25 protein-coding genes are annotated in these 26931 nt (G+C 58.6%); 16 read left to right on the plus strand and 9 right to left on the minus strand.

The features are described from left to right. Nucleotides 1-29: 29 nt before the first annotated feature. On the plus strand, nt 30-770 hold the full coding sequence (locus ACR0L4_RS10415) for a YbaY family lipoprotein (RefSeq protein ID WP_480512732.1): 741 nt from the start codon (nt 30-32) through the stop codon (nt 768-770). A gap of 6 nt (nt 771-776) precedes the next feature. Here ACR0L4_RS10415 and ACR0L4_RS10420 read toward each other — a convergent pair whose 3' ends face one another. The 4 genes from ACR0L4_RS10420 to ACR0L4_RS10435 form a co-directional block, all read right to left on the minus strand. Continuing rightward, a complete protein-coding gene (locus tag ACR0L4_RS10420) occupies nt 777-2438 on the minus strand; it encodes an FAD-binding dehydrogenase (RefSeq protein WP_170750581.1) in 1662 nt (553 codons plus the stop codon). An 11-nt stretch (nt 2439-2449) separates the two neighbouring features. After that, nucleotides 2450-3307 (minus strand): bile acid:sodium symporter family protein, encoded by an 858-nt coding sequence (locus ACR0L4_RS10425; RefSeq protein ID WP_170750583.1) that lies wholly within the window; start codon nt 3305-3307, stop codon nt 2450-2452. A gap of 73 nt (nt 3308-3380) precedes the next feature. Continuing rightward, on the minus strand, nt 3381-4115 hold the full coding sequence (locus ACR0L4_RS10430; RefSeq protein WP_480512735.1) for a glutamine amidotransferase: 735 nt from the start codon (nt 4113-4115) through the stop codon (nt 3381-3383). 16 nt (nt 4116-4131) lie between these two features. Then, nucleotides 4132-5904: an SLC13 family permease gene (locus ACR0L4_RS10435; RefSeq protein ID WP_480512737.1), complete on the minus strand. Its 1773-nt coding sequence runs from the start codon at nt 5902-5904 to the stop codon at nt 4132-4134. Nucleotides 5905-6014: 110 nt separating this feature from the next. Here ACR0L4_RS10435 and ACR0L4_RS10440 point away from each other — a divergent pair, with 110 nt between their 5' ends. Together ACR0L4_RS10440 and ACR0L4_RS10445 are read left to right on the plus strand one after the other, a co-directional pair. Continuing rightward, complete coding sequence (locus tag ACR0L4_RS10440) at nt 6015-6755, plus strand: YebC/PmpR family DNA-binding transcriptional regulator (RefSeq protein WP_170750589.1); 741 nt, start codon at nt 6015-6017, stop codon at nt 6753-6755. A gap of 169 nt (nt 6756-6924) precedes the next feature. After that, on the plus strand, nt 6925-8217 hold the full coding sequence (locus ACR0L4_RS10445) for a permease (protein ID WP_480512739.1): 1293 nt from the start codon (nt 6925-6927) through the stop codon (nt 8215-8217). 16 nt (nt 8218-8233) lie between these two features. Here the strand turns inward: ACR0L4_RS10445 and ACR0L4_RS10450 are convergent, their stop codons facing one another. Beyond that, nucleotides 8234-8923 carry a nitroreductase family protein gene (locus ACR0L4_RS10450; RefSeq protein ID WP_480512741.1) on the minus strand — a complete coding sequence of 230 codons (690 nt, stop codon included), beginning with the start codon at nt 8921-8923 and terminating at the stop codon, nt 8234-8236. A 4-nt stretch (nt 8924-8927) separates the two neighbouring features. Next, nucleotides 8928-9845 (minus strand): LysR family transcriptional regulator ArgP, encoded by a 918-nt coding sequence (locus tag ACR0L4_RS10455; protein ID WP_480512743.1) that lies wholly within the window; start codon nt 9843-9845, stop codon nt 8928-8930. A gap of 86 nt (nt 9846-9931) precedes the next feature. Here ACR0L4_RS10455 and ACR0L4_RS10460 point away from each other — a divergent pair, with 86 nt between their 5' ends. The 6 genes from ACR0L4_RS10460 (at nt 9932) to ACR0L4_RS10485 (ending at nt 15709) form a co-directional block, all read left to right on the plus strand. Further along, entirely contained in the window at nt 9932-10531 is a 600-nt protein-coding gene (locus tag ACR0L4_RS10460) for a LysE/ArgO family amino acid transporter (protein ID WP_480512745.1), read from the plus strand. A gap of 40 nt (nt 10532-10571) precedes the next feature. After that, nucleotides 10572-11480: a DMT family transporter gene (locus ACR0L4_RS10465; RefSeq protein ID WP_480512747.1), complete on the plus strand. Its 909-nt coding sequence runs from the start codon at nt 10572-10574 to the stop codon at nt 11478-11480. 86 nt (nt 11481-11566) lie between these two features. Further along, nucleotides 11567-12139, plus strand: a complete 573-nt coding sequence (betI, locus tag ACR0L4_RS10470) for a choline-binding transcriptional repressor BetI (protein ID WP_170750601.1) — start codon at nt 11567-11569, stop codon at nt 12137-12139. After that, entirely contained in the window at nt 12136-13644 is a 1509-nt protein-coding gene (gene betC / locus ACR0L4_RS10475; protein WP_480512749.1) for a choline-sulfatase, read from the plus strand. Before betI ends, betC begins: the two co-directional genes overlap by 4 nt. An 87-nt stretch (nt 13645-13731) precedes the next feature. Beyond that, entirely contained in the window at nt 13732-15390 is a 1659-nt protein-coding gene (gene betA, locus ACR0L4_RS10480) for a choline dehydrogenase (protein WP_480512751.1), read from the plus strand. A gap of 79 nt (nt 15391-15469) precedes the next feature. Further along, entirely contained in the window at nt 15470-15709 is a 240-nt protein-coding gene (locus ACR0L4_RS10485) for an HP1242/YdcH family protein (protein ID WP_170750607.1), read from the plus strand. A 72-nt stretch (nt 15710-15781) separates the two neighbouring features. Here ACR0L4_RS10485 and ACR0L4_RS10490 read toward each other — a convergent pair whose 3' ends face one another. Then, nucleotides 15782-17182, minus strand: a complete 1401-nt coding sequence (locus ACR0L4_RS10490) for a helix-turn-helix transcriptional regulator (protein WP_170750609.1) — start codon at nt 17180-17182, stop codon at nt 15782-15784. A gap of 65 nt (nt 17183-17247) precedes the next feature. After that, the gene (locus tag ACR0L4_RS10495) at nt 17248-18453 is read right to left on the minus strand and encodes a multidrug effflux MFS transporter (protein WP_480512754.1); all 1206 of its coding nucleotides are present in this window, start codon (nt 18451-18453) and stop codon (nt 17248-17250) included. Nucleotides 18454-18636: 183 nt separating this feature from the next. Between ACR0L4_RS10495 and ACR0L4_RS10500 the strand changes: the two genes are divergently transcribed. The 6 genes from ACR0L4_RS10500 to ACR0L4_RS10525 all read left to right on the plus strand — a co-directional run bounded on the left by ACR0L4_RS10500 (nt 18637) and on the right by ACR0L4_RS10525 (nt 24111). Beyond that, entirely contained in the window at nt 18637-20169 is a 1533-nt protein-coding gene (locus ACR0L4_RS10500; RefSeq protein ID WP_170750613.1) for an acyl-CoA carboxylase subunit beta, read from the plus strand. A 110-nt stretch (nt 20170-20279) separates the two neighbouring features. Beyond that, on the plus strand, nt 20280-20765 hold the full coding sequence (locus ACR0L4_RS10505) for a DUF6497 family protein (protein ID WP_480512756.1): 486 nt from the start codon (nt 20280-20282) through the stop codon (nt 20763-20765). Nucleotides 20766-20767: 2 nt separating this feature from the next. Further along, on the plus strand, nt 20768-20902 hold the full coding sequence (locus ACR0L4_RS10510; RefSeq protein ID WP_480512758.1) for a hypothetical protein: 135 nt from the start codon (nt 20768-20770) through the stop codon (nt 20900-20902). Further along, entirely contained in the window at nt 20896-21246 is a 351-nt protein-coding gene (locus ACR0L4_RS10515) for a hypothetical protein (RefSeq protein WP_480512760.1), read from the plus strand. Before ACR0L4_RS10510 ends, ACR0L4_RS10515 begins: the two co-directional genes overlap by 7 nt. A gap of 499 nt (nt 21247-21745) precedes the next feature. Then, on the plus strand, nt 21746-21949 hold the full coding sequence (locus ACR0L4_RS10520) for a hypothetical protein (protein ID WP_480512762.1): 204 nt from the start codon (nt 21746-21748) through the stop codon (nt 21947-21949). 116 nt (nt 21950-22065) lie between these two features. Then, nucleotides 22066-24111 (plus strand): acetyl-CoA carboxylase biotin carboxylase subunit, encoded by a 2046-nt coding sequence (locus tag ACR0L4_RS10525; protein WP_170750621.1) that lies wholly within the window; start codon nt 22066-22068, stop codon nt 24109-24111. 76 nt (nt 24112-24187) lie between these two features. Here the strand turns inward: ACR0L4_RS10525 and ACR0L4_RS10530 are convergent, their stop codons facing one another. After that, a complete protein-coding gene (locus ACR0L4_RS10530; RefSeq protein WP_480512764.1) occupies nt 24188-24634 on the minus strand; it encodes a DUF4174 domain-containing protein in 447 nt (148 codons plus the stop codon). A 165-nt stretch (nt 24635-24799) separates the two neighbouring features. Here ACR0L4_RS10530 and scpA point away from each other — a divergent pair, with 165 nt between their 5' ends. Beyond that, nucleotides 24800-26926, plus strand: coding sequence for a methylmalonyl-CoA mutase (gene scpA / locus ACR0L4_RS10535; RefSeq protein WP_480512766.1), 2127 nt, complete (start codon nt 24800-24802; stop codon nt 26924-26926). The last annotated feature ends 5 nt before the right edge of the window (nt 26927-26931 follow it).

Here is a 26931-nt window from a genome sequence, read left to right on the forward strand (position 1 = left end):
GAATGAGATTTGCAAAAGGGGATTGATCCATGCTGGGAACCGGACGCGTATTTTTGGCAACAGGGGCATTCTTGGCGTTGCTTGGCAGCTCTGGCTTGGCCGGAACGGTCGAGGGATCGGCCACCTATCGTGAAAGAATCGCCGTGCCACCAGATGCGAGCCTGTTTGTCGAGCTTCAGGACGTCTCGCTTGCCGATGCCCCGGCGGTGACGCTTGCGGCGCAACGCTATGCCCTGAATGCGGTTCCGTCGCGATTTGAACTGACCTATGATGATGCCCTGATAAGGGATGGGCATCGCTATCTCGTCCGGGCGTCCATCGCGCAGGGTCAAAAGCTGCTGTTCACGACGGATTCTGCCTATCCGGTGATCACGGACGGCGCAGGCCATTCAGCCGATCTTTTGCTGGTGCAGGTTCAGGCACAAGGGGCCGCGATGTTGGAGAATACGCAATGGACAGCTGCAACCCTGAACGGCGCGCCGATTGAAACGGACAGACGGCCAGAACTGAACTTTGCGGAAGGTGGCGCGTTCTCTGGCACTGGCGGGTGCAACCGGTTCACCGGTCAGGCCGAGATTGCGGGAAACCAAATCGAGTTTCCCGACAACATGGCCGCGACCCTTATGGCATGCCCGCCGCCCCTGGATGAGGTCGAGCGCGCGTTTTTTCAAGCCATGCAAAGCGTGACCAGTTATGCCAGCCAAGGGGACGCGCTGGCCCTTCTGGACGCCGCCGGTGAACCGGTCATCAAGCTGGTGCGCACTCGATAACCCGGGTCAGGCGACAGCGCGGGATCGTCCTGCATTGCGTCCCGAGAAGATACAGCCGCCCAGGAAGGTTCCTTCCAGGGCGTTGTAGCCGTGATAGCCACCGCCGCCGAAACCTGCGACCTCTCCGGCAGCAAACAAACCCGGGACGACCTGCCCGTCTGCGCCAATCATCTGACTGTCCAAATTAGTCTGAAGCCCGCCCAGTGTCTTGCGGGTCAGAATGTGCAGCTTGACCGCGATAAGCGGGCCGTTGGACGGATCAAGAAACTTGTGCGGCTTGGCGGTGCGGATCAGTTTGTCTCCGCGATAATTGCGCGCTGCCAGAATCGCCATCATTTGCGCGTCCTTCGAGAACGGATTGTCGACCTGTGAGTCTCGCGCCTCGATTTGAGCCCGCAAATGCGCCTCGTCAATCAGGCCGTCACCCAACTGGTTCATCCCGCTGACAAGTTCAGTCAGGGTATTGGCCACCACAAAATCCTCGCCCTTTTCCTTGAAGGCTTCAACAGGCGCGGTCGCTTTGGAGCCGGACAGGACGCGCTGCAGGATGACCTCTTTCCAACTGCCCGAAGTGAAATCAGGGTTTTGCTCTGACCCAGACAGGGCGAACTCTTTCTTGATCACCTTCTGCGTCAGCACAAACCAGCTGTATTCATAGCCGGTTTTCAGAATTTCACGCAGCGTGCCCAAGGTGTCAAACCCCGGCAGGCATGGCGGTTCCATTCGGTTCCCCGTGGCGTCAAACCACATTGAGCTGGGGCCGGGCAAAATGCGAATGCCGTGCGCTGGCCAGATCGGATCCCAGTTTCGAACCCCTTCGGTATAGTGCCACATCCGGTCGCCATTGATCACATGGCCGCCCGCTTTTTCACTGATCGCAATCATGCGACCATCGACGTGGAAGGGAACGCCTGCCACCATCTGCTTTGGTGGCTCGCCCAAGCGGTCGCTGGGCCAGTTCTTGCGGACCATTTCGAAATTGCCGCCAATCCCGCCGGATGTCACGATGACCGATGGGGCATAGAATTCGAACTCGCCAACCTCTTCCCGGTTGGTCTTGCCGCCGCGCTGGGCCGTGTCTTCTGCCAGAGCCTCGCCTGACACACCTTTTGCGCAGCCATTTTGCATGATGATGTGGCTGACCTGATGGCGGAACTTTAGCTGGACCAGCCCGGCGCTGACATGCTCTTGCACACGGCGGATGAAATGCTCCAGCACTCCGGGTCCTGTCCCCCAGGTGATGTGGAAGCGAGGCACCGAGTTGCCGTGCCCGTTGGCAAAGGATCCGCCCCGTTCCGCCCAGCCGACAACCGGGAACCAGCGCAGGCCCATGTCGTGCAGCCAGGGGCGCATTTCACCGGCTGCGAATTCCACATAAGCTTCGGCCCATTTCCGGGGCCAGGTGTCGTCGTCCCGATCAAACTGGGCGCTTCCCATCCAGTCGCGCAGGGCGAGATCGTGACTGTCCCTGATCCCCATGCGCCTCTGTTCCGGGGTGTCGACCATAAACAGACCACCCAGGCTCCAGAACGCTTGACCGCCCAGAAAATGCTCGGGCTCCTGATCGACAATGATCACCTTTTTGCCCCGGTCGCCCAGTTCTGCCGCAGCTGCAAGGCCCGCCAATCCACCTCCGACAACAATCGCATCTGCCGTGTTTTTGGTCATCAAGTGTCCTTTCAGCGTTTGCGAAACCAGACGAGGAACGGCAATACAACGGCGTACATCGTGACCCCGTAGACCGCCGAGGGCAGGGCCAGCGGGCTGAACCCGCTCTGTGTTCCTGTGATCAGGGCGGCTAGCGTGATTCCCAGCGTCGCATTCTGGATGCCTGTGTCAATCGAGATACTCTTACACTCGGGCCATGACAGGTTTGCGGCGCGCGCGATCCCCAGCCCGATCAGCAAAAGCGCAATGTTCAAAAAAATCAAACCTGTGCCCATGATGGCAAAGTTTTCGACCAAAAGTTGCCAGTTTCCGGCGATTGCCGCCAAGACGATCAGAACGAACAACACGGATGCAGCTTTTGTCAGACCATCCTCGATACGGTTTGCAAACCCGGTCGCAAACCTGCGGATGCTAACCCCGATGGCCACGGGAAGGGTTGTGATCAGGAACATGGCAATGGCAAGCCCGCTGATCGACACTTCGGGTGCGTTTTCCCCCATGAAATACGTGATCGACCACGCGGCCAGAATGGGGACGGTCAGGATCGACAGGATGCTGATCACCGCAGTCAAGCTGACGGATAGGGCCACGTCCCCTTTGGCCAGTTTCGTCAGGATGTTGCTTGTGACACCGCCCGGACAAAAGCTGATCAGCATGAAACCCACCGCGATTTCAGGAGGGAGGCCCAGCAGCTTGACGGTGGCGAATGCGGCAATGGGCAGAAGTACCACCTGACATACCGCACCAATTGCAAATGGGTACTTGCGATTCAACACACGCCGAAAATCCGCGATCTCAAGCCCCACACCCAGTGACAGCATGATGATGGCCAGCGAGATCGGCAGGCCGACATTGATTAACAGGTCCAAGAACAACTCCTCCCAAAGTCGTGTTGGATCAGCCTATGCGAGCATCAAACCCGCAAGCAACCGCGCCGTTAGGTCATTTGTAGCGTTCAACGAAGCGACGCAGGATTTCGCCGGGTTGGGTGACATCTGCCGCGTTGCAGATGTCGATCAGCCGCTGGGCATCTTCGGGTGGAAAGTAGCCGTGATGCTTGTAGATGTTGATACGCTGCTCAAAGTCCTTCGCATCCGCTTCGGGATGAAACTGCGTGGCATAGACGTTCTGGCCCCAGCGGATCATCTGAAACGGGCAGGGATCCGAGGCGACAAGATGCACGCAGCCCTCGGGCAGCGCCTGGACGGCCTCTTTATGGCCAACAAAGGCGTCAAACTCCGGGGCCAGCCCTGCGGTTAAGGGATCGTTCGTACCGTCTTTGGTCACGCGGCAGGCTGACGGGCCGACCGGTTCGCCAAAGCGGGCTTTGCTTACGTCCCCACCCAGGTGCGCGGTCAAAACACCCAATCCATAGCAACACCCCATAAACGGATGATCCTGCTTGGTGATCTGTGGCATCAAGCCCATGACTGCGCCTTCAATCTTGGCGTCCAGCGCAGATTTGGTCCCGGGATCGTCGCTGACGCAACCGGGGCCGCCACCGACAATGACACCCGCATAGTCGGTCACGTCCAAGCCACCGGGCAGGTCTTCGCAATCCAGCCGGATGCGGTGGGTCTGCTCGGGTGTCAGGCCCGTCTTGTCCAGGATCGACGCATACTCGGCATCCGAAGCATCGGTCTCGGGGCGCAGTTGAAGGATCAGAAAGCGTTTCATGGGCTGGCTTTACCCGTCAAAGCGGCCAGAAGACAAGGATGGCGGGGACCGACACCGCGATGATCAGGATTTCCAGCGGCAGACCCATACGCCAATAATCCCCGAACCGATAGCCTCCGGGGCCCAGCACAAGCGTGTTGTTCTTGTGTCCGATGGGCGTAAGGAACGCGGCCGAGGCAGCCACGGCGACGGTCATCAGAAACGGGTCCGGTGAAACTTCCAATGTGCGGGCCATCTGGATGCCGACCGGAGCGGCGACAATGGCGGTGGCGGTATTGTTCAGCACGTCCGACAGGGTCATGGTGACGACCATCAGAACGGTCAGAATGGCCCACGCGGGCAGACCATCGGTCAGTTGGATCAGGGCATTTGCGATCAGTTGTGTGCCGCCCGAGGTTTCCAACGCACTACCCAATGGGATCATCGAGCCCAACAGCACGACAACAGGCCATTCGATATGGTTGTAGATGTCACTGATCGGCATGATCTTGGTCAGGACGTAGGAAACCACCACAAACCCCAGGGCGATGGGCAGATAGATCAACCCGATACTCGCGGCCAGAACGGCGGCAGCAAACAGGCCGATAGCCAGCCACGCCTTGTCGTTTGCCGTCACGTTCAGCCCGCGCTGGGCCAGCGGCAGACAGCCCAGCCATTCCGTAACATCCGTGCCCCGGTCGCGGGGGCAGAGCAGAAGCAGGATGTCACCGGCCTCTACCTCGGTCTTGCGGACTTGTTCGGTGATCCGGCGACCCTGGCGCGAGATGCCCATCAAAACGGTGCTTTGCCGCCAGGCAAGGCCCAGCCCTTGCGCGGTGCGGCCCGTGATGCGCGCGTTTTCAGTGGCGACCACTTCGATGACTTCAAGCCCGTCGCCTTCGGCGGTTAAAACCTCTTGCCGACGCGTATCCGAGAAATCCAGCTTGAGCGCGGCGCGGAATTCGTCCAGCGCTTCGGGCCGCGCTTCCAGCACCAGCGCGTCACCTTCTTTCAACGTCGCATGGGCAGACCGACCGTAGCGCCGTTTGCCATCCCGGATCAGACCGATGATGGCCACATCCGATTTCTCTGCAACTTCATAGAGTTCACTGACTCGTTTGCCGATATGAGCGGAATCGGGGGGCAGGGTCAGTTCGGCGATGTATTCCGCCAGCGCTTCGGATGTCTCTTCCTGCGGCCCTCGATTGGGGATCAGCCGCCAACCGACCAGAGACACAAAGGCAAGCCCGGCGATGGCGGCGAGCCCTCCGACCGGGGCAAAGTCGAACATCTTGAACGGCTCACCCAGTGTCTCGGCCCGGATCGAGGCGATGATGATGTTCGGAGGCGTGCCGATCAGGGTCGCCATGCCGCCAAGGATCGTCGCAAAGCTGAGCGGCATGAGGGTCAGCCCCACCGCACGCCCGGCCTTGCGTGCGGTTTGAATATCTACCGGCATCAGCAGGGCGAGAGCGGCCACATTGTTCATGAAGGCCGACAGAACCGCCCCGATCCCGCCCATCAGAGCAATATGAGCGCCCAGCCCGCGCGAGGCATCCACCAAAGTGCGCGTGATCAGGAACACGGCCCCCGACCGCACCAGTCCGGCCGAGACTACCAATACCAGCGCAACGATGATTGTTGCCGGGTGACCGAACCCTGCAAAAGCGTTGTCCACCGGTACGACACCCAGAACAACGCCCACCATCAAGGCAGTGAATGCCACAAGGTCGTATCGAAAACGACCCCACAGAAGCAGCCCGAATACAGTAGTGAAAAGCGTAAAAAGAATGATTTGATCTGTTGTCATGGGGCCACCATACCCGCAAGGGGGCGTCTCGCAAGCCGCTCTCTTGATCCTTGGCGCCGCTAACGTCTATATGAGCGCCGAACATGCAAACATGATGACGAGGACGCACCATGGCAGGCCACTCCAAATGGGCCAATATCCAGCACCGCAAGGGACGTCAGGACGCCGCGCGGTCCAAGCTGTTTTCCAAACTTTCGAAAGAGATCACCGTCGCCGCCAAGATGGGCGACCCTGATCCCGACAAGAACCCGCGCCTGCGTCTGGCGGTGAAAGAGGCCAAGTCGAACTCGGTCCCCAAGGACGTGATCGACCGCGCGATCAAGAAATCGGTTGCAGGCGAAGGCGACGAATACGAAGAAATCCGGTACGAAGGCTACGGCCCAAACGGTGTGGCCGTGATTGTCGAGACGATGACCGACAACCGCAATCGGACCGCCTCGACCGTGCGCTCGACCTTTTCCAAGAACGGTGGAAACCTGGGCGAGACCGGCTCGGTCGGGTTCATGTTCGACCGCAAGGGCGAGGTGGTTTATCCGGCAGAGGCTGGCGATGCGGATACGATTTTCGAAGCCGCGATTGAGGCTGGGGCCGAGGATGTCGAAAGCTCAGAAGATGGTCACATCATCTGGTGCGCAGATACAGACCTGAACGACGTGTCAAATGCTTTGGAAGGGGCGCTGGGCGAATCCGAGTCGACCAAGTTGATCTGGAAGCCGACCACCACGACCGAGCTGGGCCTGGAAGACATGCAAAAGCTGATGAAACTGGTTGATGCGCTGGAAGATGACGATGACGTACAGCGCGTCACCACCAATTTCGAAGCGACCGACGAGGTTATGGCGCAGCTATAAGCGCTCAGAACACTGCAGACACAAAAGCCCGACCACTTGCGGTCGGGCTTTTGTGCTCGGATTTCCGACGCGGTTCTTGGCCGGACCGGTGGAACAGAATAGTCTTCAATCAGAAGGCGATGACTTAAAAAGGCTGGTGCGCGACAAGCTCTTGGCGCCAGACGCATGAATGGCACGTGACGCAACGACCCTGGCAAAGCGCAATGTTCCGGTATTGGCCGGGCAAAGCATTCTGTCACAGGTCGCGTGGACCCTGGGCAGCCCTTCGGTTGTCCTGCCGTTTCTGGCGGTCTCATTTGAATTGCCGATGTTCATAGCCGGGGCGTTGGTTTCGGTTCGTATGGTCGGCAGCATGATCGCTGATTTCTTTCTGGCCCGGACGATCGCCGCCAAGCCCGAGAAAAAGCGCGGTATCGCAATGACCGAAGTCGCTGTTGGTGCCTGCCTGCTGACTGCCATAGCCGTTGCCGCAACGGGGGTAGTGCCCCTGATCGCGGTTGCGTTCATCTCGATTTTCTTCCTGATCGGGTTGTTCGATGAGGTCCAGAACCTGATGTACACGGATCTGATCGGGGACCACGTGCAGTCGAAATCAAGAATGCTGATGCACTATCTGCAACTGGGCGCAGGTGGTCTTGGTGCGATTGGCCTAGCGTTGCTGGTGCACGAAATTACCAAGGACAACCCGCCGTTTTCAAGACATTCAGCCGTCATCGCTGTCTCGGTCACGTTCTTTCTGTTGTCGGCTCTGTCCATTCTCGCCATGGCAGAAATCGGTCAGGCCAGCCGTGGTCAATCCGCCGAAAAAACAGCGCCGAATCTGTCCTTGAAAGCGAGTTATGAATCTGTGGTCGGCATGTTCCAGCACGAGTGGTTCCGCCGTTACATGGTCATGCGCATGCCGCTGGTCGTGGTGTCCTTGTCAGTACCGTTTTTTGCCCTGATCGCGGCCGAGGCCCATCACAGCTCGGCCAAGGGGCTGACGGCGATGATCATCTCTTCCGCGTCGGGCTATCTGGTCTCAGCACCGCTTTGGCAGATTGTGAATATGAAGTCGCACCGCGCCGTCATGGTAACCGGAACGTTGATGGTGGCCGCAACCGGTGTTGTTCTGCTTGCGATTCACTACCTGGGGATTGATCACGAAGTTCACTTACACGCAATCGCCTTGTTCATTATCACGGTCGCGGTGACGGGCATCGGCAGTGCCCGAAAGCTGTACTTTCTGGATGTTGCACCCAAAGAGGACAGAGTACGGGCCTCAGCCGCGATCAAAAGCATTGTGCGCCTGACAGGGGTCGTAGTATCCGCAGCGCTGGCCGGGGTCGCGCATATGCATGAGGTGTCTTTGGCCGTCGCGTGTATTGTGCTGTGCAGTGTGATCGCAGCTGTTGCCTGCTATCGTTTGGTATTGCCCAAAGCAGATACTCCCGCCGTTCAAGGCAGCCCAACGGGCGGCTGAGCCCCTCTCGGTTCCCTCAGAAAAACGAGGAAATCTCGTCCAGTGGTTTTTTTAATTTGGCTACCGCCGGAACGGTTGCATTTTCGGACGGGTGGCCAACAGCGATAATCATTGACGGTTTTTCGGATGCGGGACGATCCAGTGCGCCATTCAAAAACTTCATCGGGTTCGGTGTGTGGGTCAGCATCGAAAGCCCTGCGTGATGCAGCGCGGCCAGCAGAAAGCCGGTGGCAATGTTGACGCTTTCGGGGACATAGTAATTCTTGTACCGCGTTCCGTCCTCGAATGCGCCCCACCGCTGCGCGAAGACCACGATCAGCCAGGGCGCGACCGTCAAGTGCTCTTTGATGGCGTTGGTGCCGATAGGCTCAAGTGCCTTTATCCATTCGTCCCCGGCACCGCCTGCGTAGAACCGGCGTTCTTCTTCTTCGGCCTCGTTGCGGATGCGGCGTTTCAGGCTTTGGTCCGCAATGGCGGCAAAGTGCCAGGGCTGATGGTTGGCGCCCGACGGGGCCGTGCCTGCGGTGCGTATACAGGTTTCGATCACTGCGCGGTCGACGGGGCGGTCGGTAAAATCGCGAACCGTATGTCGCTGGCGCATCTTGTTGAAAAAGAGCAGCACGGCCTCTTGCATCTCGGCATCGCTCATCTCGGATCGGTGGGGCAGAGGGATGGGATCGTAGCTGAGCGCGTCTTGTGAAAACATAGGTCTACTCCGGATTTTGGCCCTTTATCCGGCGGTCGGCATCCGGGATCAAGGCCTGCGCCGCCGCTTGTTTTACGGCTTTGGTCAGCGGTGTCAGGGCAGAGGTCAACACGCGACCGACCTGCCAGCTTAGCGTTACATCCAAGGGCGCCTTGGGCACCGCCTCGCAAAGTCTTCCATCCTGAAGAGCGTCGCGAACCAATGGTTCGGGGTTCATGCCCCATCCCAGCCCCGCCAAGGAAGCGTCAACAAACCCATGGGATGACGGAACGAAATGTGAAGGCGGCGTCAGTCGGCGCCCCGTTTGGGCCGATATCCACGCGCGCTGCAGGCTGTCTTTGCGGTTGAAAACAAGGCACGGCGCTTGAGCCAAAGACATCGCGTTCCAACCATTGCCAAACCAACGCTCGACAAACGCCGGACTGGCTGTCGCGACATATTGCAACGCCCCAAGTGCATGAGTGTCGCACCCCGTGACGGGCTGCCCGCCGACTGTGATTGCGGCGCTGACCTCGCCCCGCCGCAGCCAGTCAGCCGAATGTTCCTGATCGTCGATCACGAGGTCAAACAGCATGTCCGGCACCTGCGCCATCGCGTCAATGAACCATGTCGCCAGAACATCAGCGGGCAGTGCGATTCTTACCCGCGCCGGTCCAGCGCTGCTGTCCAAGGTCATGTCACGCGTCAATTGGGCCTCAAGCAGCCCGATATCCTCGGCATATTTGGCAATGCGCAGACCGGCGGGTGTGGCAGTGCAGGGGGTACTGCGATTGATCAGGCTGGCACCGACGCGATCCTCAAGCGCCTTGATCCGCTGAGAGACAGCAGAAGGTGTGACACCCAGTTCGGACGCCGCAGCCTCGAAACTACCATGCCGCAGGATCGCCGCCAAAGCGTTCAGGTGGTTGGGGTCCAGTAACATTAGCCAAACTTAATCCAGATTACCTTCTTTAATTTGATAGATGAAGCCAAGCCGTTTAGTCAAACCTTCCGACACCAGGAGGTTCCATGTCCGTATCGCTCATCGCCGGTTTCGTGCTCGGCTTCAGCCTGATCCTCGCGATTGGGGCGCAAAATGCCTTCATCCTAAGACAAGGCCTGCGCCGCGAGCATGTGTTTATCTTGTGTCTGACCTGTGCAGCCTCGGATGCCATCCTGATCGCGGCCGGGGTTGCCGGGTTCGGGACATTGGCGCAGGCTGCCCCATGGTTCGAGACGGTGATGCGCTATGGCGGGGCAGCGTTTCTGACGTGGTATGGCCTCCGCAGTCTGTGGTCTGCCTGGCAAGGCGGTGCCGTGATGGAGATCGGCAACACTCAGCGCACCAGTTTGCGCACGGCCGTGTTGACGGTGCTGGCCTTCACCTGGCTGAATCCGCATGTCTATCTGGATACGGTTGTGCTGATCGGATCGATCTCGGCGCAGTATGAAGACCAGCTGGGTTTTGCGATCGGGGCCATGACCTCCAGCTTTGTATTCTTTTTCTCGTTGGGCTACGGGGCCGGTGTTTTGTCGCCTGTCTTTGCCCGACCACGAGCTTGGCAGATTCTGGATGTAGTGATTGGAGTGGTGATGCTGGGAATTGCATGGAAGCTACTTGTCATGTGAAGGGTTGTTCCACGCGCAAATTCGGTGTTCAACCGTCGACATGACACCAGTCGCCGCTTCTTCGCGCCCGGTTGTGGGCATGTTCTGGATGTTCTCAGCAGGCTTGTCCTTTGTTGTCATGACAGCATTGGTCAAATCCCTTGGGTCGACGATGGACCCGATCCAGGCCGCCTTTATTCGCTATGTTCTGGGGCTGGTGTTCCTCTTGCCCGCATTGCGGGTGATTCTGGCGACACGTTTGACGAAACGCGATCTCACCCTGTTCGGATTGCGCGGCATCATCCACGGAGTGGCAGTCATGTTGTGGTTCTTCTCCATGACCCGCATTCCCTTGGCCGAGGTGACGGCCATGAACTACATGACCCCGATCTATGTCACCCTCGGCGCATCCCTGTTCTTGGGCGAAAAACTCGCTTTCCGACGCCTTGCGGCGATTCTCGTCGCGTTGATCGGCGTCCTGATCATCCTGCGGCCAGGAATTCGCGAGGTTTCGAGCGGGCATCTGGCCATGTTGGGCGCTGCGCTGACCCTGGGGGCATCATACCTGTTGGCCAAGATGCTGGTCCGCAATATCCCCCCTGCGGTTGTTGTCGCGCATCTATCGATCTGGGTAACGCTGGCCCTGATCCCGTTTGCAATCGCGGTCTGGTCACCGCCGACCTTGAGGGATATCGGCGTGTTGTTCCTGGTGGCGTGTTTCGCAACTGCGGGCCATTATTTCATGACATTGGCGCTGCAGGCGGCACCGGTCGCCGCAACCCAGCCGGTCACCTTCTTGCAATTGATCTGGGCCACGATGCTGGGCGCGGTTGTGTTCCATGAAAGCGTTGACATCTGGGTTGTGGCCGGTGGAACATTGATCCTGACCGCAGTCAGTTTCATTTCCTGGCGCGAAGCTGTCCTGAATCGACGGGACGTGACCCCTCCGACAATTGGACCCAAACTGTGAAGCCGATGGCCGGCAGCGGAGATTGATTGACGAGTCAATAAAAACCGCCTAGCGTTCTCTCCGGATCCTGCGATCAGGGGGAAGCGATGCCAAAAGTCGGAATGGAACCTATCCGTCGTGATGCGATCGTGCGGGCGACGATTGCAGAATTGGGCGTTCAGAAGTCACTGGACGTCACGGTCAGCCAGATTGCCAAACGGGCCGGCATGTCCAGCGCGTTGGCGCATCACTACTTCGGTGGCAAGGATCAGATCTTTCTGGCCGCCATGCGGCATATCCTGTCAGATTTCGGCAAAGAGGCACGTACCGAGCTCAAAAACGCGACACCAGATCAAAGGGCGCAGGCCATTATCCGTGCCTGCTTTGCACCATCGTGCTTTACGCCGGATGTGATCGCCGCTTGGATGACCTTTTACGTTCTGGCGCAAACCAATGATCAGGCGCTAAGGCTCTGGAAGCTTTATCAGGCGCGCATTCGGTCAAATCTGGTTCATGCATTGCGACCCAAGCTGAACGATCCCACCCCTGCGGCTGAGACCATGATTGCCCTGATCGATGGTCTTTACATCCATTCGGCCCTTGGCGCACCGGAAGAGCCGCAACGGGCCGTCAATCACGCCATGCGCGTCCTGAACACTCTGCTCGAGGCCGAAAAATGACAAAGCCGAACATTCTGATCCTGATGGTGGATCAGTTGAACGGGACCCTTTTCCCCGATGGTCCCGCAGACTGGCTCCATGCGCCCAACCTGAAGAAACTGGCCGAACGGTCTACCCGGTTTGCGAACGCCTACACCGCCTCGCCACTGTGCGCGCCGGGGCGGGCAAGTTTCATGTCGGGCCAGCTGCCGTCACGCACCGGAGTCTATGACAACGCTGCAGAGTTCCGCAGCGATATTCCGACATACGCTCACCACCTGCGCAGAGCGGGCTACTACACCTGCTTGTCGGGCAAAATGCACTTTGTTGGCCCCGATCAGCTACACGGGTTCGAGGACCGTTTGACCACCGACATCTACCCTGCCGACTTTGGTTGGACGCCGGACTATCGCAAGCCGGGTGAACGGATCGACTGGTGGTATCACAACATGGGCTCGGTCACGGGCGCGGGTGTCGCTGAAATCTCGAACCAGATGGAATATGATGACGAGGTTGCCCACAACGCCAAGGCCAAGCTTTATGACCTGGCCCGCGGCAATGACGAACGCCCGTGGTGTGTGACCGTCAGCTTCACCCACCCGCATGATCCATATGTCGCGCGTCGGAAATACTGGGACCTCTACGAAGACTGCGAACATCTGCTACCCGAGATCGCCAATCTTGGATATGACAATCAAGACCCGCATTCCCAACGCATTTTCGATGCGAATGACTGGCGTAGCTTCGACATCACCGAAGAAGACATCCGCAAGTCCCGACGCGCCTATTTTGCCAATATCTCGTATCTGGATGACAAGATCGGTGAAATCCTCGACGTGCTGGAAAGCACGCGGCAAGAGGCGATCATCCTCTTCGTTTCAGACCATGGCGACATGCTGGGTGAACGCGGGCTATGGTTCAAGATGACCTTTTACGAAGGCTCTTCGAGGGTGCCTTTGATGATTTCATCCCCGGACTTACCCGAAGGTCGGATTGACACACCGGTATCGACCATTGACGTGACGCCCACACTGGGCGCGCTGGCTGGTGTGGATATGGCCGAAATCGCGCCCTGGACGGATGGTGAAGACCTCGTGCCCCTGGCAAAAGGTAAGGAACGCACAGCACCCGTCGCAATGGAATACGCCGCCGAAGCGTCTTATGCCCCGCTGGTTTCGCTGCGCTACGACAAGTGGAAATACAACCGTTGCGCGCTGGATCCCGATCAGCTGTTCGACCTCGAGGCCGACCCTCATGAACAGGTTAATCTCGCGGACGACCCTGCGCATGCCGGAACCTTGCAGACCTTGCGTGCGAAATCCGAGGCCCGCTGGGATCTGGATCAGTTCGATGCCGATGTTCGGGCCAGCCAGGCCAGACGCTGGGTGGTGTACGAGGCGCTGCGGCAAGGCGGCTATTACCCGTGGGACTATCAGCCTCTGCAGAAAGCCTCGGAGCGCTATATGCGCAATCACATGGATCTGAACATCGTAGAAGAAAGCCAACGTTTCCCGCGCGGCGAATAACCTACTCATCTTATTAAGAATACGCGCGCCCGAGGCACCAGAATTGTTCGACGGATAGTCTGGCCCGCGCGCGAAGGAGACCTGAATATGGAAGCCGATTTTGTCATTGTGGGTGCCGGATCCGCCGGTTGCGCGATGGCCTACCGCCTGAGCGAGGCCGGGGCCTCGGTTCTGGTGATCGAACATGGGGGTACGGATGTCGGGCCATTTATTCAGATGCCCGCAGCCCTGAGTTATCCGATGAACATGTCGCGCTATGATTGGGGATACCAGTCCGAGCCCGAGCCGCATTTGAACAACCGCCGTCTGGCCTGCCCACGCGGCAAGGTGATCGGCGGGTCGTCATCGATCAACGGCATGGTCTACGTGCGTGGCCATGCGCGCGATTTTGACACCTGGGCCGACATGGGGGCTGACAACTGGTCTTATGCGGATGTGTTGCCCTATTTCAAACGCATGGAAACGTGGCATGACGGCGGCCACGGGGGTGATCCCGAATGGCGGGGCAAGGACGGACCTCTGCATGTGTCTCGTGGTCCGCGCAAGAACCCTTTGTTTCAGGCCTTTGTCGATGCGGGACAACAAGCCGGATATCAGGTGACCGGCGACTATAACGGGGAGAAACAGGAAGGTTTTGGCCCGATGGAGCAGACCGTCTGGAAGGGACGGCGCTGGTCGGCAGCCAATGCATATCTGAAACCGGCACTCAAACGCGACAATTGTGACATTGTGCGAGGTTTGGCGTCTCGGGTGGTGATGGAGAACGGTCGCGCCACGGGTGTCGAATTGATCCGCAGCGGACAAAAGGAAATCATCCGCGCCCGACGCGAAGTTGTCCTGGCGGCGTCTTCGATCAACTCGCCCAAGTTGCTGATGTTATCAGGGATCGGCCCAGCGGCCCATCTGGCCGCGCATGGGATCGAGGTGGTTGCAGATCGTCCGGGCGTGGGTGCAAACTTGCAAGACCATCTGGAACTGTACATCCAGCAGGCCTCGCTGCAGCCCATCACGCTGTACAAACACTGGAACCTGTTCAGCAAAGGCCTGATCGGGGCGCAGTGGTTGTTCACAAAAACCGGGCTTGGCGCTTCGAACCAGTTTGAGAGCGCTGCGTTCATTCGGTCTGCGCCGGGTGTCGAGTATCCTGATATTCAGTATCATTTCCTGCCCATTGCGGTGCGCTACGATGGCCAGGTTGCGGCAGAAGGACATGGGTTTCAGGCGCATGTCGGTCCGATGCGATCTCCGTCTCGCGGTGCGGTCACACTGCGCTCGGACAAGCCCGAGGACGCACCCGTGATAAAGTTCAACTATATGAGTCACGAGCAGGATTGGGAGGATTTCCGCAAATGCATCCGCCTGACCCGGGAGATATTTGGCCAAAAGGCCTTCAAGCCCTACGCAGGCAAGGAAATTCAGCCGGGTGCCGACGTGCAAAGTGATGAAGACCTCAACAGCTTCATTGCGGAACATGCTGAAAGTGCGTACCACCCCTGCGGCACCTGCCGGATGGGGCGCGCAGATGACAAAATGGCGGTGGTCGACCCCGAGGGGCGTGTGATCGGCGTTGATGGTTTGCGGGTCGCCGACAGCTCGATTTTTCCGCAGATCACCAATGGCAACCTGAACGCGCCGTCAATCATGGTGGGTGAGAAGATGTCGGATCACCTGCTGGGCAAAGTCGCTCTGTCAAAGGCCAATGACCGGCCCTGGATTCACCCGCAATGGGCCACGGCGCAGCGGTGATTTGATCCGCGTCAAAGTGGGGTGCATGGACTTACAGTAAACCTGAATCGCAATGACATTAATTCAGGAGCGAACAGGAATGTCCCACACACCGCATGAACTGGCCGAAGAGTTTCCCGACAAGGTCGACCTGATGAGCCAGCTCAAGCAATCGGATGCCCATTTTGCCCGTCTGGCCGATGAGTATCACGAGATCAATCGGCGCGTGCATCGGGCCGAGACCAATGTCGAGCCGGTGGAAGATTTGGTTGAAGGCGAGATGCGCAAGAAACGCGCGGCGCTCAAGGATGAGATTTGGGCGATGTTGTCCAAAGCCTGAGGTTGAGACGGGGGCTCTGCCCCCGTCGCGGCAGGCCGCGACTCCCCCGGGATATTTTGAGCCAGGTGAAGTTCAGGTGACCTCGTAGGGCAGGGTGCCGCGGGTATGAGTGTCGATGGTCAGGCGGCGCTCCAGCGGAGGGACCGACCGTTGGTGACAGTTGGGTCGTTCGCAGATGCGACAGGAAATGCCGATGGGCTCGTAGGCGCTGGCATTATTGATGTCGAGATTGTCCGCATAAACCAGCGCCTCGGCGTGGCGGATTTCACATCCCAGCGCGATGGCATATCGGCGGACGGGTGCGCCGAAAGACCCACCTGATTTTGAAACATCCCGTGCCAATGAGATATAGCGGACGCCGTCCGGGGTTTCGGCCAGCTGGCGCAGAAAATGGCCCGGTGTTTCAAAAGCACGGTGGACGTTCCATAACGGGCAGGCCCCGCCAAAACGCGCAAATTGCAGCCGTGTGGCCGAGTGGCGTTTGGTGATCGTCCCGGCCTGATCGACCCGTACAAAGAAAAACGGGATGCCTTTTGCGCCGGGGCGTTGCAGGGTCGAAAGGCGATGGGCCACTTGTTCGATCGACGCGCCGAACCGGTTGCTGAGCAGTTCCAGATCGTGGCGGTCTTCCTGTGCGGCAGCCAAAAATGTGCCATACGGCATGAGCGATGCTCCGGCGAAATAGTTCGCAAGGCCGATCTTGGCGATTGCGCGCGCCTCGTCGCTTTGGAATTTCGCAAAGTCCAGGGTGGCTTCCAGCAGCTTGTCCTGACTGATCAGCGCCACTTGCAGGAGCAACTGAAAAACCTGTGTTTGAGGGGCCGCACGCGACGATAAGCGCAGCGTTCGGCTTTCGCTGTCGTAGCTGCGCAGTGAGTTGATTTCGGAGAATATCACCTGAATGCCGCGCTCTTGCAGGCTTTGCAGAGCGGCCTGGCGAATGCCTCCGGGGCCGTCAGCGCGCTTTGCAAACAGTTCAGCTGCGCGGTCGACGGCGTCAATGTAGTTGTCGCAATAGTGGAAGAAATCGCGAACCTCTTCCCACGGGCTGGCCTGCGTGCGGGCATCTTCGCGTCCCAGTGCCTCGTCCAATGAAGCGAGGCGTTCGTGGGTCTGGCGGTAGCTTCTGTGTAGTTCAAGAAAGGCGCGGGCCAGCGCCGGGGCATTTGATGCGGTCAGCCGCAAATCAGCCAGTGGCGGTGTGTCGTCAGCAAAGACCGGATCGGCCAACGCTTCACGCATATCCGATACCAGACGCTCGCTGTCACCGGTGCTGAGCTCGGTGACATCCATTCCGAATTCCTGAGCCAGAGCCAGAACAACGGTGGTGGAAATCGGGCGGTTGTTGTTCTCCATCTGGTTCAGATAGGGGAGTGAAACGCCCAGTTTCGTTGCGAATTCCTTCTGGGTCAGAGTCAGGCGCGTGCGCATCTCGCGCAGCTTCGCACCAGCATAGAGCTTCTGGGTCGCCATGGCGTGCCTTTGCAGATTTACTTTAGCTGCAGGCTAACTTTGCAAACCGCTCCCGGCAAGCTGTGTTATAGGCCTAGTTGCCGTTCCCGCCAGATAACCATACCGATGGCCGCAATCGCCAGAATTGCGGTTGTCAGCATCAGCCACAACAATGGCATCGCCCCGGTTTCAACGGTCAGCAAGGCCCCGGCCAATGCACTGAGGCCCGCGCCGCCACCCAGCATGATCGCACCGCTCAGGCCGGATGCAGTGGCGGCCAGATGCGGGCGCACGGACAACGCCCCCGAGGTTGCGTTGGGTATGGTCATGCCATTGCCGATGCCCACGAAGGTCATGAGGCCAAAAAAGCTAAACACTGTGCCCATGCCTGCCAGAAACAGCGCGGCGGACAGAGCGACGCCGGCGGCGTTCAGCCAGCTTCCCCACAATACCATGCGGTTGACACCGAACCGTACCGAGTATCGCCCGCTGAAGAAGTTCCCCAGAAAATACCCAACAGCGGGCGCGCCGAAATACACCCCGACTTCGGCTGCGCTGAGGCCGAAGACTTCGGTTCCGACGAAGGGCGCTCCGCCGAGATAGGCAAAAAACGCGCCGGAAGAAAAAGCGGACGACAAGGAGTAGCCCCAGAACCGTGGTGATGTCAGCAACTCGGGGTACTCCCGAAACTGTTGCAGAAGGGTTTTGCCGCTTTTGGTCGCGGTTTCCCCAAAGTCTGCAAAGGTCAGGGCAAGGGTCAATGCGCCCAATACGAAGGGCAGCCAGAAATTGGCTTTCCAGCCAAAGCTCTCTTCCAGCAGGCCTCCGATCGCGGGGCCGATCATCGGAACGACGGCCATGCCCATGGTGACATAGCCGATCATGGATGCGGCCTGGTCCTGATCATAGAGGTCGCGGACTGCCGCCCGGCTGAGGACGAGGCCGACCACAACCACGGCCTGACACATCCGGAAGGCAAGGAATACTTCGGCCGTTGGGGAGTAGATGCACCCAAGGGTCGCCAGCAGAAACAGGGTCAGGCCCCACAGCAGAACAGGTCTGCGGCCCGCCTTGTCGGCGATTGGTCCGATAAGGATTTGCAGTACCGCATTGATCAGCAGGTACAGTGCAATAGACAGCTGCATGACCTTGTAATCCGTGTCGAAATACAGGGCCATATTCGGCAGGCTGGGCAAGAACAGATTCATGCTCAGCGCGGATAGCCCCGAGAGTAGAACAAGTGTGCCGATTGTGGGTGGTGTACGGCCGGTCGCCGAAGAACTGAACTGCATGGTTCACAGGTATAGACTCTGGCAATGGGATTGCCAGATGCTTGATCGTCTCATGGTGATAGTTAGCAAATTTACAATTTTTAACCCACTGGTTTCCAAAGATTTGCAAATTTGCCGAAAAGAACTTTGGCTACAGGGTCACACAGGGTAGGGTCCGCTCAGATTTCACAGGGGACTATCGCGATGAAAGACATCCTTTCCGAGCTTGAGGAACGCCGCGACGCGGCCCGGTTGGGTGGTGGGCAAAAGCGCATCGATGCACAGCACGGGCGGGGCAAGCTGACCGCGCGCGAACGGATCGAGCTGTTGCTGGACGAGGGCAGCTTTGAAGAGTTCGACATGTTTGTCAGTCATCGCTGCACCGATTTCGGAATGGAAAACCAAAAGCCTGCCGGCGATGGGGTTGTGACCGGATGGGGCACGATCAATGGCCGCATGGTCTATGTGTTCAGCCAGGATTTCACCGTCTTCGGGGGCTCTCTGTCTGAGACGCACGCGCAGAAAATATGCAAGATCATGGATATGGCCGTGCAGAATGGTGCGCCGATCATCGGGATCAACGACTCAGGCGGCGCGCGTATTCAGGAAGGTGTGGCGTCGCTGGCTGGGTATGCCGAGGTTTTCCAGCGCAATATCACTGCCTCGGGTGTGGTGCCTCAGATCAGCGTGATCATGGGCCCCTGTGCCGGTGGCGCGGTCTATAGCCCGGCCATGACCGACTTTATATTCATGGTGAAGGATTCGTCTTACATGTTCGTGACGGGCCCGGATGTGGTCAAGACTGTGACCAACGAGGTCGTGACCGCAGAAGAACTAGGTGGGGCGTCGACCCATACCAGGAAATCCTCGGTCGCTGACGGCGCGTTTGAAAACGATGTCGAAGCCCTTGCCGAGGTGCGGCGTCTGGTCGATTTCCTGCCGCTCAACAACCGCGAAAAACCTCCGGTGCGTCCGTTCTTTGACGAGCCGGATCGGGTCGAGAAATCATTGGACACGTTGGTGCCGGATAACCCGAATACGCCCTACGACATGAAGGAACTGATCACCAAAATCGCGGATGAAGGTGACTTTTACGACATTCAGGAAGACTTCGCCAAAAACATCATCACAGGGTTCATTCGTCTCGAAGGGCAGACTGTAGGAGTCGTGGCGAACCAGCCGATGGTTCTGGCCGGATGTCTGGACATCGACAGTTCTCGTAAAGCGGCGCGTTTTGTGCGGTTTTGCGATTGTTTCGAAATCCCGATCCTGACGCTTGTGGACGTGCCGGGCTTCCTGCCGGGGACACAGCAGGAATACAGCGGTGTGATCAAGCATGGGGCCAAGCTGCTGTATGCCTATGGCGAGGCGACGGTTCCAAAGGTCACCGTGATCACCCGCAAGGCCTATGGCGGTGCCTATGTGGTTATGGCGTCAAAACACCTGCGTGGTGATTTCAACTATGCGTGGCCCACCGCCGAGATCGCAGTTATGGGCGCAAAAGGCGCAACCGAGATCATTCATCGCGCGGATCTGAGTGATGCCGAGAAAACGGCGCAGCACGTGGCGGACTACGAAGACCGGTTCGCCAATCCCTTTGTCGCAGCAGAACGCGGCTTTGTGGATGAGGTGATCATGCCGCATTCCACCCGTCGTCGCGTGTCAAAAGCCTTTGCCAGCCTGCGCGGGAAACAGTTGAAGAACCCGTGGAAAAAACACGACAATATTCCGCTGTAGAGCCGTCGTGTGGGTTTCCCCACTCGAACCACGTCAAAGCAAACGAGCTGAAATTGTTCTCAATCCGCCAAAAAACAAGGCAGAATTGACAATATTCGCAAAATGGTTAAATGATCCGACCCATCAGATATAGAACCGCGCAGGCCAACAGCACTGCGCGCGCGATCCCGGAAGGAGGAGCCTGCCTCTGGCGGGTCTGGGGTCGCGCCATATGTCTGGGTGTTTCCATTTTAGCGCTGCCCGTCGTTGCTAAAGCCGAAGCGCTGCTGCCTGTGCCCTCGGGCCAGCCGGTGCATTTGAGCGATGTACTTCTGGACAACAACCCCGGCGAGCTTTGGCTGCGGTTTCGGTTTATCGCCCCTCGGATCGGCGCGACAATCGGACGGATCGGATATGACGTGGCCTCAAACGACATGGAGCATCTGTGCCAGACACTGGCCGTAGCCTATGTCGACCGACACGAGTTGAACCCGGCGATTGTGGTGATTTCCCTGTCGGATCGACCAGTCGAATTTGGTGATGCCGCCCCGGATGCAACACAGTTTTTCGAAGCCTACCGGCTGGAGCAGTCCCGGTGTATCTGGGAGGGGCTTTGATCATGATCCGTCTTTATGACTTCAAAGCGTCTCAGATCACGGATGCGGCTTTGGAGGTGCGCAAAATGAACTCATCCCTGCACGGGTGCGATTTCTCAATTCATGTGATATCGGCTGACGAGGCGTCATCATGTTGAAACATCGCGGATTTCCGGGGCGCTTGCCAGGTACCGACTTTCAATTCACCATCCGTCGGGCCAACCCCAAGGGTGTGACACCCCTGACCCGGCGCGAAAGGTTCCAGGACCGTAAACCGGCGGACCGCCGTGCGGATGCAGCTTTCCTGCGCGCGCTTTGGGAGAACTTCGGTGATCAGCCGTTTGAGCGGGGCAATCTGGACGCAGGGCGGCTAAGCTGGTTGTTCGAGCGAGAGGTCATAGCGGCCGAAGACCCCTTTGACCCGGCCAGCTACGACGCACTGCTGATACTCGATCTGGATGCCGCGCGTGCGTCCTTTCCCGATGTGTTCGGAGCGGACTAGACGTGCAGCGGATCACACCTCATATCCAGACCTGTTTGGTCATGACTACACCCAATGCGGGGCAGAGCAACACCGCGTCGGAAGTTCGCGTGAGCCGCGCCTTGAACGCGACATCCGTCGAAGGTTCGGCCCAACGGGGACTGCCCCGTGTCGGCGCATTGTTGCGCGGGTTTTCGCAGGATGGGCAGATTCTGGCCGGAATCCAAGTTGGAAACAATACTGTGTTTGCGACAAAGACTGTGCCGTGCATTCTGTCTCAGCCGTGCGGCTCTACTTTGCCTGCGTCGCACATGCACCTACTATTCCGTACCCCTTCCTTCCGCGGGCAGGCTTGTGTTCCCCACAATGTCCTGCCCGCGTTTTTCTTTGTTTTAACCCAAAGCACCAAGCGGCAAAAACCTGCGCAAAACGTGGGTTTTAAGGGCTTGATATTGAATAACAGTGGTCAATTGCGGCAACTGCCCTCAAATATAACAACACAACAAAAAGGGCAGACATCATGCGAATTTCACGTTTCCTCCTTGTTGCGGCGACCTGCGCGGGTCTTGCCGCCTGCGGCGACACAACGGGCGAACAAGCTATCCTGGGCGGCGGCGCCGGTGCGGTTGGGGCCGCAGTGCTCAGTGCCGATCCGCTCTTCGGTGCTGCAGTTGGGGCTGCGGGCAACGTGCTTTACTGCAAAACGCAGAACACCTGTAGCTAACACCAGATCTTCGGGGCGCGCGCCGTCCCGTCCGTCATCACGCATCAGGCCGACGTGGGGATGTTTCCCTGCGGCGGCATTTTGCGTTTCCAGAACACCAAGCCAAAGGACGTTCCATGTTCAATAAGATCCTGATCGCCAACCGGGGCGAGATCGCGTGCCGGGTCATCAAGACTGCCCGCAAGATGGGTATCGGCACCGTTGCCATTTTTTCGGACGCGGACAAGAACGCTCTGCATGTGTCGATGGCGGATGAATCGGTGCATATCGGCCCACCGCCTGCGAACCAATCCTATATCGTGATCGACAAGGTGATGGACGCCATCCGACAAAGCGGTGCCCAGGCGGTTCACCCGGGCTATGGTTTCCTATCTGAAAACGCCAAATTCGCCGAAGCGCTAGAAGCCGAGGGCGTCGCCTTTGTCGGGCCGCCCAAAGGCGCGATCGAGGCGATGGGGGACAAGATCACCTCGAAAAAGATCGCTCAGGAGGCAGGTGTTTCGACCGTTCCCGGCTATATGGGCCTGATCGAAGACGCCGAAGAGGCGGTAAAGATTTCGAATGAGATCGGGTATCCGGTCATGATCAAGGCCAGCGCCGGGGGCGGCGGCAAGGGCATGCGGATCGCATGGAATGACGAAGAGGCGCGCGAGGGCTTCCAGTCGTCCAAGAACGAGGCTGCGAATTCCTTTGGCGACGACCGGATTTTCATCGAGAAATTCGTGACCCAGCCGCGCCACATCGAAATTCAGGTTCTGTGCGACAGCCACGGAAACGGCATCTATCTGGGTGAGCGCGAATGTTCGATTCAGCGCCGAAACCAGAAGGTGGTGGAAGAGGCGCCGTCGCCTTTCCTCGACCCTGAAACACGCAAGGCAATGGGTGAACAGGCTGTGGCACTGGCCAAGGCCGTGGGCTATGCCAGCGCGGGTACTGTTGAGTTCATCGTTGACGGCCAGAAAAACTTCTACTTCCTGGAAATGAACACCCGTCTGCAGGTTGAACATCCGGTGACCGAGCTGATCACGGGCGTTGATCTGGTGGAACAAATGATCCGCGTGGCCGCAGGTGAGCCTCTTTCGATCACGCAGGACGAAGTAACCCTGACCGGCTGGGCCATTGAAAACCGTTTGTATGCGGAAGATCCGTATCGCAACTTCCTGCCCTCGATTGGCCGCCTGACCCGCTATCGGCCGCCTCAGGAAACAGCGTCTGGCCCGATGCTGGTGAATGGTAAGTGGCAAGGTGAAGCGCCCGAGGGTGACGCCGCTGTGCGCAATGATACCGGTGTCTATGAAGGCGGCGAAATCAGCATGTACTATGACCCGATGATCGCCAAACTATGCACTTGGGCGCCGACCCGAGAGGCCGCAATCGAAGCGATGCGCGTGGCATTGGACAGTTTCGAGGTCGAAGGCATCGGGCACAACCTGCCGTTCCTGTCTGCCGTGATGGATCATCCGAAATTCATAAGCGGCGACATGACGACGGCTTTCATTGCCGAGGAATACCCGGATGGTTTCGACGGGGTTGCCCTGCCTGAACCTGACCTGCGCCGGATTGCCGCCTCGTGCGCGGCGATGCACCGTGTTGCCGAAATTCGCCGTACCCGCGTGTCAGGTCGGATGGACAACCACGAACGCAAAGTTGGCAAGCGCTGGGTCGTCGCGCTGGAGGGCCACGAGTTTGCGGTCCAGGTCAACGCCGACAAAGAAGGGGCCACGGTCAAATTCGAAGATGGCTCGACCCTTCGTGTCGCCTCTGACTGGACACCGGGTGATCAACTGGCCGTACTGGATGTCGATGGCAGTCCTTTGGTTTTGAAGGTGGGCAAGGTTTCGGGCGGATTCCGCATCCGCAACCGGGGGGCCGACCTGAAAGTGCATGTGCGTCGCCCGCGTCAGGCCGAACTGGCCAAGCTGATGCCCGAGAAACTGCCGCCGGATACCTCGAAAATGCTGCTCTGCCCGATGCCGGGTCTGATCGTGAAGATCGATGTCGAAGTGGGGCAGGAGGTTCAGGAGGGTCAGGCCCTTTGCACCGTCGAGGCCATGAAGATGGAGAACATCCTGCGTGCCGAGAAGAAAGGCACCGTTGCCAAGATCAACGCAGGCCCCGGCGACAGTCTTGCCGTGGACGATGTGATCATCGAGTTCGAGTGATCATGACCACGCTGCCGTCATATCTCCAGATGCCTCCGGCGTATGACGCCGGGGGTTTTGGGTGTGACAAAAGCGTTCAGCCACCCTCGCGCCGGTCACGGATTTCGCGTTCACGCAAAGGGGTTTTGTCGATGGAACGACCGATTTCGCGCACGCTCCACGGGGCGGGTTTGCGCAGCTTGACCACGCCATCCTTGTCGACAAAGACCATCTGGAACCCGCGCGGCCGCAGTTTTGACCGGATTGCGGATCGCGCCTCCGGATCGGTATCGGTCAAGACCACCACATCCCGGTCTCGCATGGCGTCTTCTCCGTCCAGCAGCATGTCGATCTGCTGCTGGAACCGCGGATCAGCGGGCGTGTCGGCAAAGACAATGATGGGCCGGTGGGTCCACAGGAAATCGCTTAACTCACTGTCGCCCACGGGGCGCACAAATTCATCATCAGCAGGTGCGGACCCGTCGGCAGCCATGGCGGCCAGCGGGATTAGTGCCGAAAAAACAAGGGCAAGCGTTTTGTTCATGGGGCCTCCTGTTCCGTTGAATATAGCCTCTGTGCGCGCGAATGCGACTGGCGATTTGCACAAGATGCTCATTTTGTCGCGTGCTGTCCTTGCTGATCACATGTTGAACCATGACACGAACGGATGGCGGCGCGCCGCGACCCGAAATGACAAGAGGACCCCTCAATGACCGACACAAAGGACTGGCGCGCGCTGGCCGAAAAAGAGCTGCGCGGACGGCCATTGGACGATCTGACCAAGGAAACGCTGGAAGGCATCGATGTCAAACCCTTGTATACACAGGAAGATACATCAGATCTTCCGCATATGGGGTCATTGCCTGGCTTTGGTCCGTTTACACGGGGTGTAAAGGCCACGATGTATGCCGGGCGCCCATGGACGATCCGGCAATATGCGGGTTTCTCGACGGCTGAGGAATCGAACGCCTTCTACCGCCGCAACCTCGCGGCCGGACAGCAAGGTGTTTCGGTCGCGTTCGATCTGGCCACACACCGGGGCTATGACAGTGATCACCCGCGCGTCGTTGGCGACGTCGGCAAGGCAGGTGTGGCCATCGACAGTGTTGAGGACATGAAAATCCTGTTCGACGGCATCCCGCTGGACAAGGTCTCGGTCTCGATGACGATGAACGGCGCGGTGATCCCAATTCTGGCCAGTTTTATCGTGGCGGGCGAAGAGCAGGGGCATGACAAATCCGTCCTGTCCGGGACCATTCAGAATGACATTCTGAAAGAATTCATGGTGCGGAACACCTACATCTACCCGCCTGAGCCGTCGATGAAGATCATCTCGGACATCATCGAGTTCACCTCGAACGAGATGCCCAAATTCAACTCGATTTCGATCTCGGGCTATCACATGCAGGAGGCCGGGGCGAACCTGGTGCAGGAACTGGCCTATACGCTGGCCGACGGTCGCGAATATGTCCGCGCCGCTACGCAGTCGGGCATGGATGTCGACAAGTTCGCAGGCCGTTTGTCGTTCTTTTTTGCCATTGGCATGAACTTCTTCATGGAGATTGCCAAACTGCGTGCCGCCCGTACCCTTTGGCACCGGGTGATGACCGACTTTGGTGCGAAATCCGAACGCTCCAAGATGTTGCGGACCCATTGCCAGACTTCGGGCGTATCGCTGCAGGAACAGGACCCCTATAACAACGTGATCCGCACCGCCTATGAAGCGATGAGCGCCGTATTGGGCGGCACGCAGTCGCTGCACACCAATGCTCTGGACGAGGCGATTGCCCTGCCGACCGATTTCTCGGCCCGCATCGCGCGGAATACTCAGTTAGTTTTGCAAGAAGAAACCGGCGTGACCGATGTGGTCGATCCGCTGGCCGGGTCTTACTATATCGAAAGCCTGACCAATGAGCTGGTCGAAAAGGCCTGGGCCCTGATGGAAGAGGTCGAAGAGATGGGCGGCATGACGAAAGCCGTCGCATCCGGTATGCCCAAGCTGCGGATCGAAGAAAGCGCTGCCCGTCGTCAGGCGATGATCGACCGGGGTGACGAGGTGATCGTCGGCGTCAACAAGTACCGCAAGGAACAAGAGGACCCGATCGACATTCTGGATGTCGACAACGTGGCAGTGCGCGAGGCGCAGGTCGCTCGGCTGGAACGCATCCGTGCCACGCGGGACGAGGCCGCCTGTCAACAGGCGTTGGACACCCTGACCACCACCGCCCGCGACGGCGGCAACCTGCTGGCCGCTGCTGTCGAAGCCGCCCGTGCCCGCGCATCCGTAGGAGAGATCAGCATGGCAATGGAAAAGGAATTCGGCCGCCATCGCGCCGAAGTAAAAACCCTGGCCGGTGTCTATGGCGCGGCCTATGAAGGCGACGAAGGCTTTGCCGCGATCCAGAAATCCATCGAGGATTTCGCCGAAGCCGAGGGCCGCCGCCCGCGTCTGCTGGTCGTCAAGATGGGGCAGGACGGACATGACCGGGGCGCCAAGGTGATCGCCACGGCCTTTGCCGATATCGGATTTGATGTCGACGTTGGCCCGCTGTTCCAGACACCTGCCGAGGCGGCGCAGGATGCGGTGGACAACGATGTCCATGTCGTGGGCATTTCGTCTCAGGCGGCAGGTCACAAGACGCTGGCACCGCAACTTGTTGAGGAACTTAAGAAAGCCGGGGCTGGGGATATTATCGTGATCTGCGGTGGCGTGATCCCCCAGCAGGATTACCAGTTCCTCTACGATCACGGCGTGAAGGCGATCTTTGGTCCGGGCACCAATATCCCCGAGGCTGCTCAGGATATTTTGCGCCTGATCCGTGACGCGCGCGATTGATATCC

The sequence above is a fragment of the Ruegeria sp. AB5 genome (genome assembly GCF_056542645.1).

Excerpts from the sequence above, each read along its gene's own strand:
- ACR0L4_RS10415 (WP_480512732.1), top strand. The coding sequence starts at position 30 with ATGCTGGGAACCGGACGCGTATTTTTGGCAACAGGGGCATTCTTGGCG.
- ACR0L4_RS10420 (WP_170750581.1), bottom strand. The coding sequence starts at position 2,438 with ATGACCAAAAACACGGCAGATGCGATTGTTGTCGGAGGTGGATTGGCG.
- ACR0L4_RS10430 (WP_480512735.1), bottom strand. The coding sequence starts at position 4,115 with ATGAAACGCTTTCTGATCCTTCAACTGCGCCCCGAGACCGATGCTTCG.
- ACR0L4_RS10435 (WP_480512737.1), bottom strand. The coding sequence starts at position 5,904 with ATGACAACAGATCAAATCATTCTTTTTACGCTTTTCACTACTGTATTC.
- ACR0L4_RS10440 (WP_170750589.1), top strand. The coding sequence starts at position 6,015 with ATGGCAGGCCACTCCAAATGGGCCAATATCCAGCACCGCAAGGGACGT.
- ACR0L4_RS10445 (WP_480512739.1), top strand. The coding sequence starts at position 6,925 with ATGGCACGTGACGCAACGACCCTGGCAAAGCGCAATGTTCCGGTATTG.
- ACR0L4_RS10450 (WP_480512741.1), bottom strand. The coding sequence starts at position 8,923 with ATGTTTTCACAAGACGCGCTCAGCTACGATCCCATCCCTCTGCCCCAC.
- ACR0L4_RS10455 (WP_480512743.1), bottom strand. The coding sequence starts at position 9,845 with ATGTTACTGGACCCCAACCACCTGAACGCTTTGGCGGCGATCCTGCGG.
- ACR0L4_RS10460 (WP_480512745.1), top strand. The coding sequence starts at position 9,932 with ATGTCCGTATCGCTCATCGCCGGTTTCGTGCTCGGCTTCAGCCTGATC.
- ACR0L4_RS10465 (WP_480512747.1), top strand. The coding sequence starts at position 10,572 with ATGACACCAGTCGCCGCTTCTTCGCGCCCGGTTGTGGGCATGTTCTGG.
- betI (WP_170750601.1), top strand. The coding sequence starts at position 11,567 with ATGCCAAAAGTCGGAATGGAACCTATCCGTCGTGATGCGATCGTGCGG.
- betC (WP_480512749.1), top strand. The coding sequence starts at position 12,136 with ATGACAAAGCCGAACATTCTGATCCTGATGGTGGATCAGTTGAACGGG.
- betA (WP_480512751.1), top strand. The coding sequence starts at position 13,732 with ATGGAAGCCGATTTTGTCATTGTGGGTGCCGGATCCGCCGGTTGCGCG.
- ACR0L4_RS10485 (WP_170750607.1), top strand. The coding sequence starts at position 15,470 with ATGTCCCACACACCGCATGAACTGGCCGAAGAGTTTCCCGACAAGGTC.
- ACR0L4_RS10490 (WP_170750609.1), bottom strand. The coding sequence starts at position 17,182 with ATGGCGACCCAGAAGCTCTATGCTGGTGCGAAGCTGCGCGAGATGCGC.
- ACR0L4_RS10495 (WP_480512754.1), bottom strand. The coding sequence starts at position 18,453 with ATGCAGTTCAGTTCTTCGGCGACCGGCCGTACACCACCCACAATCGGC.
- ACR0L4_RS10500 (WP_170750613.1), top strand. The coding sequence starts at position 18,637 with ATGAAAGACATCCTTTCCGAGCTTGAGGAACGCCGCGACGCGGCCCGG.
- ACR0L4_RS10505 (WP_480512756.1), top strand. The coding sequence starts at position 20,280 with ATGATCCGACCCATCAGATATAGAACCGCGCAGGCCAACAGCACTGCG.
- ACR0L4_RS10510 (WP_480512758.1), top strand. The coding sequence starts at position 20,768 with ATGATCCGTCTTTATGACTTCAAAGCGTCTCAGATCACGGATGCGGCT.
- ACR0L4_RS10515 (WP_480512760.1), top strand. The coding sequence starts at position 20,896 with ATGTTGAAACATCGCGGATTTCCGGGGCGCTTGCCAGGTACCGACTTT.
- ACR0L4_RS10520 (WP_480512762.1), top strand. The coding sequence starts at position 21,746 with ATGCGAATTTCACGTTTCCTCCTTGTTGCGGCGACCTGCGCGGGTCTT.
- ACR0L4_RS10525 (WP_170750621.1), top strand. The coding sequence starts at position 22,066 with ATGTTCAATAAGATCCTGATCGCCAACCGGGGCGAGATCGCGTGCCGG.
- ACR0L4_RS10530 (WP_480512764.1), bottom strand. The coding sequence starts at position 24,634 with ATGAACAAAACGCTTGCCCTTGTTTTTTCGGCACTAATCCCGCTGGCC.
- scpA (WP_480512766.1), top strand. The coding sequence starts at position 24,800 with ATGACCGACACAAAGGACTGGCGCGCGCTGGCCGAAAAAGAGCTGCGC.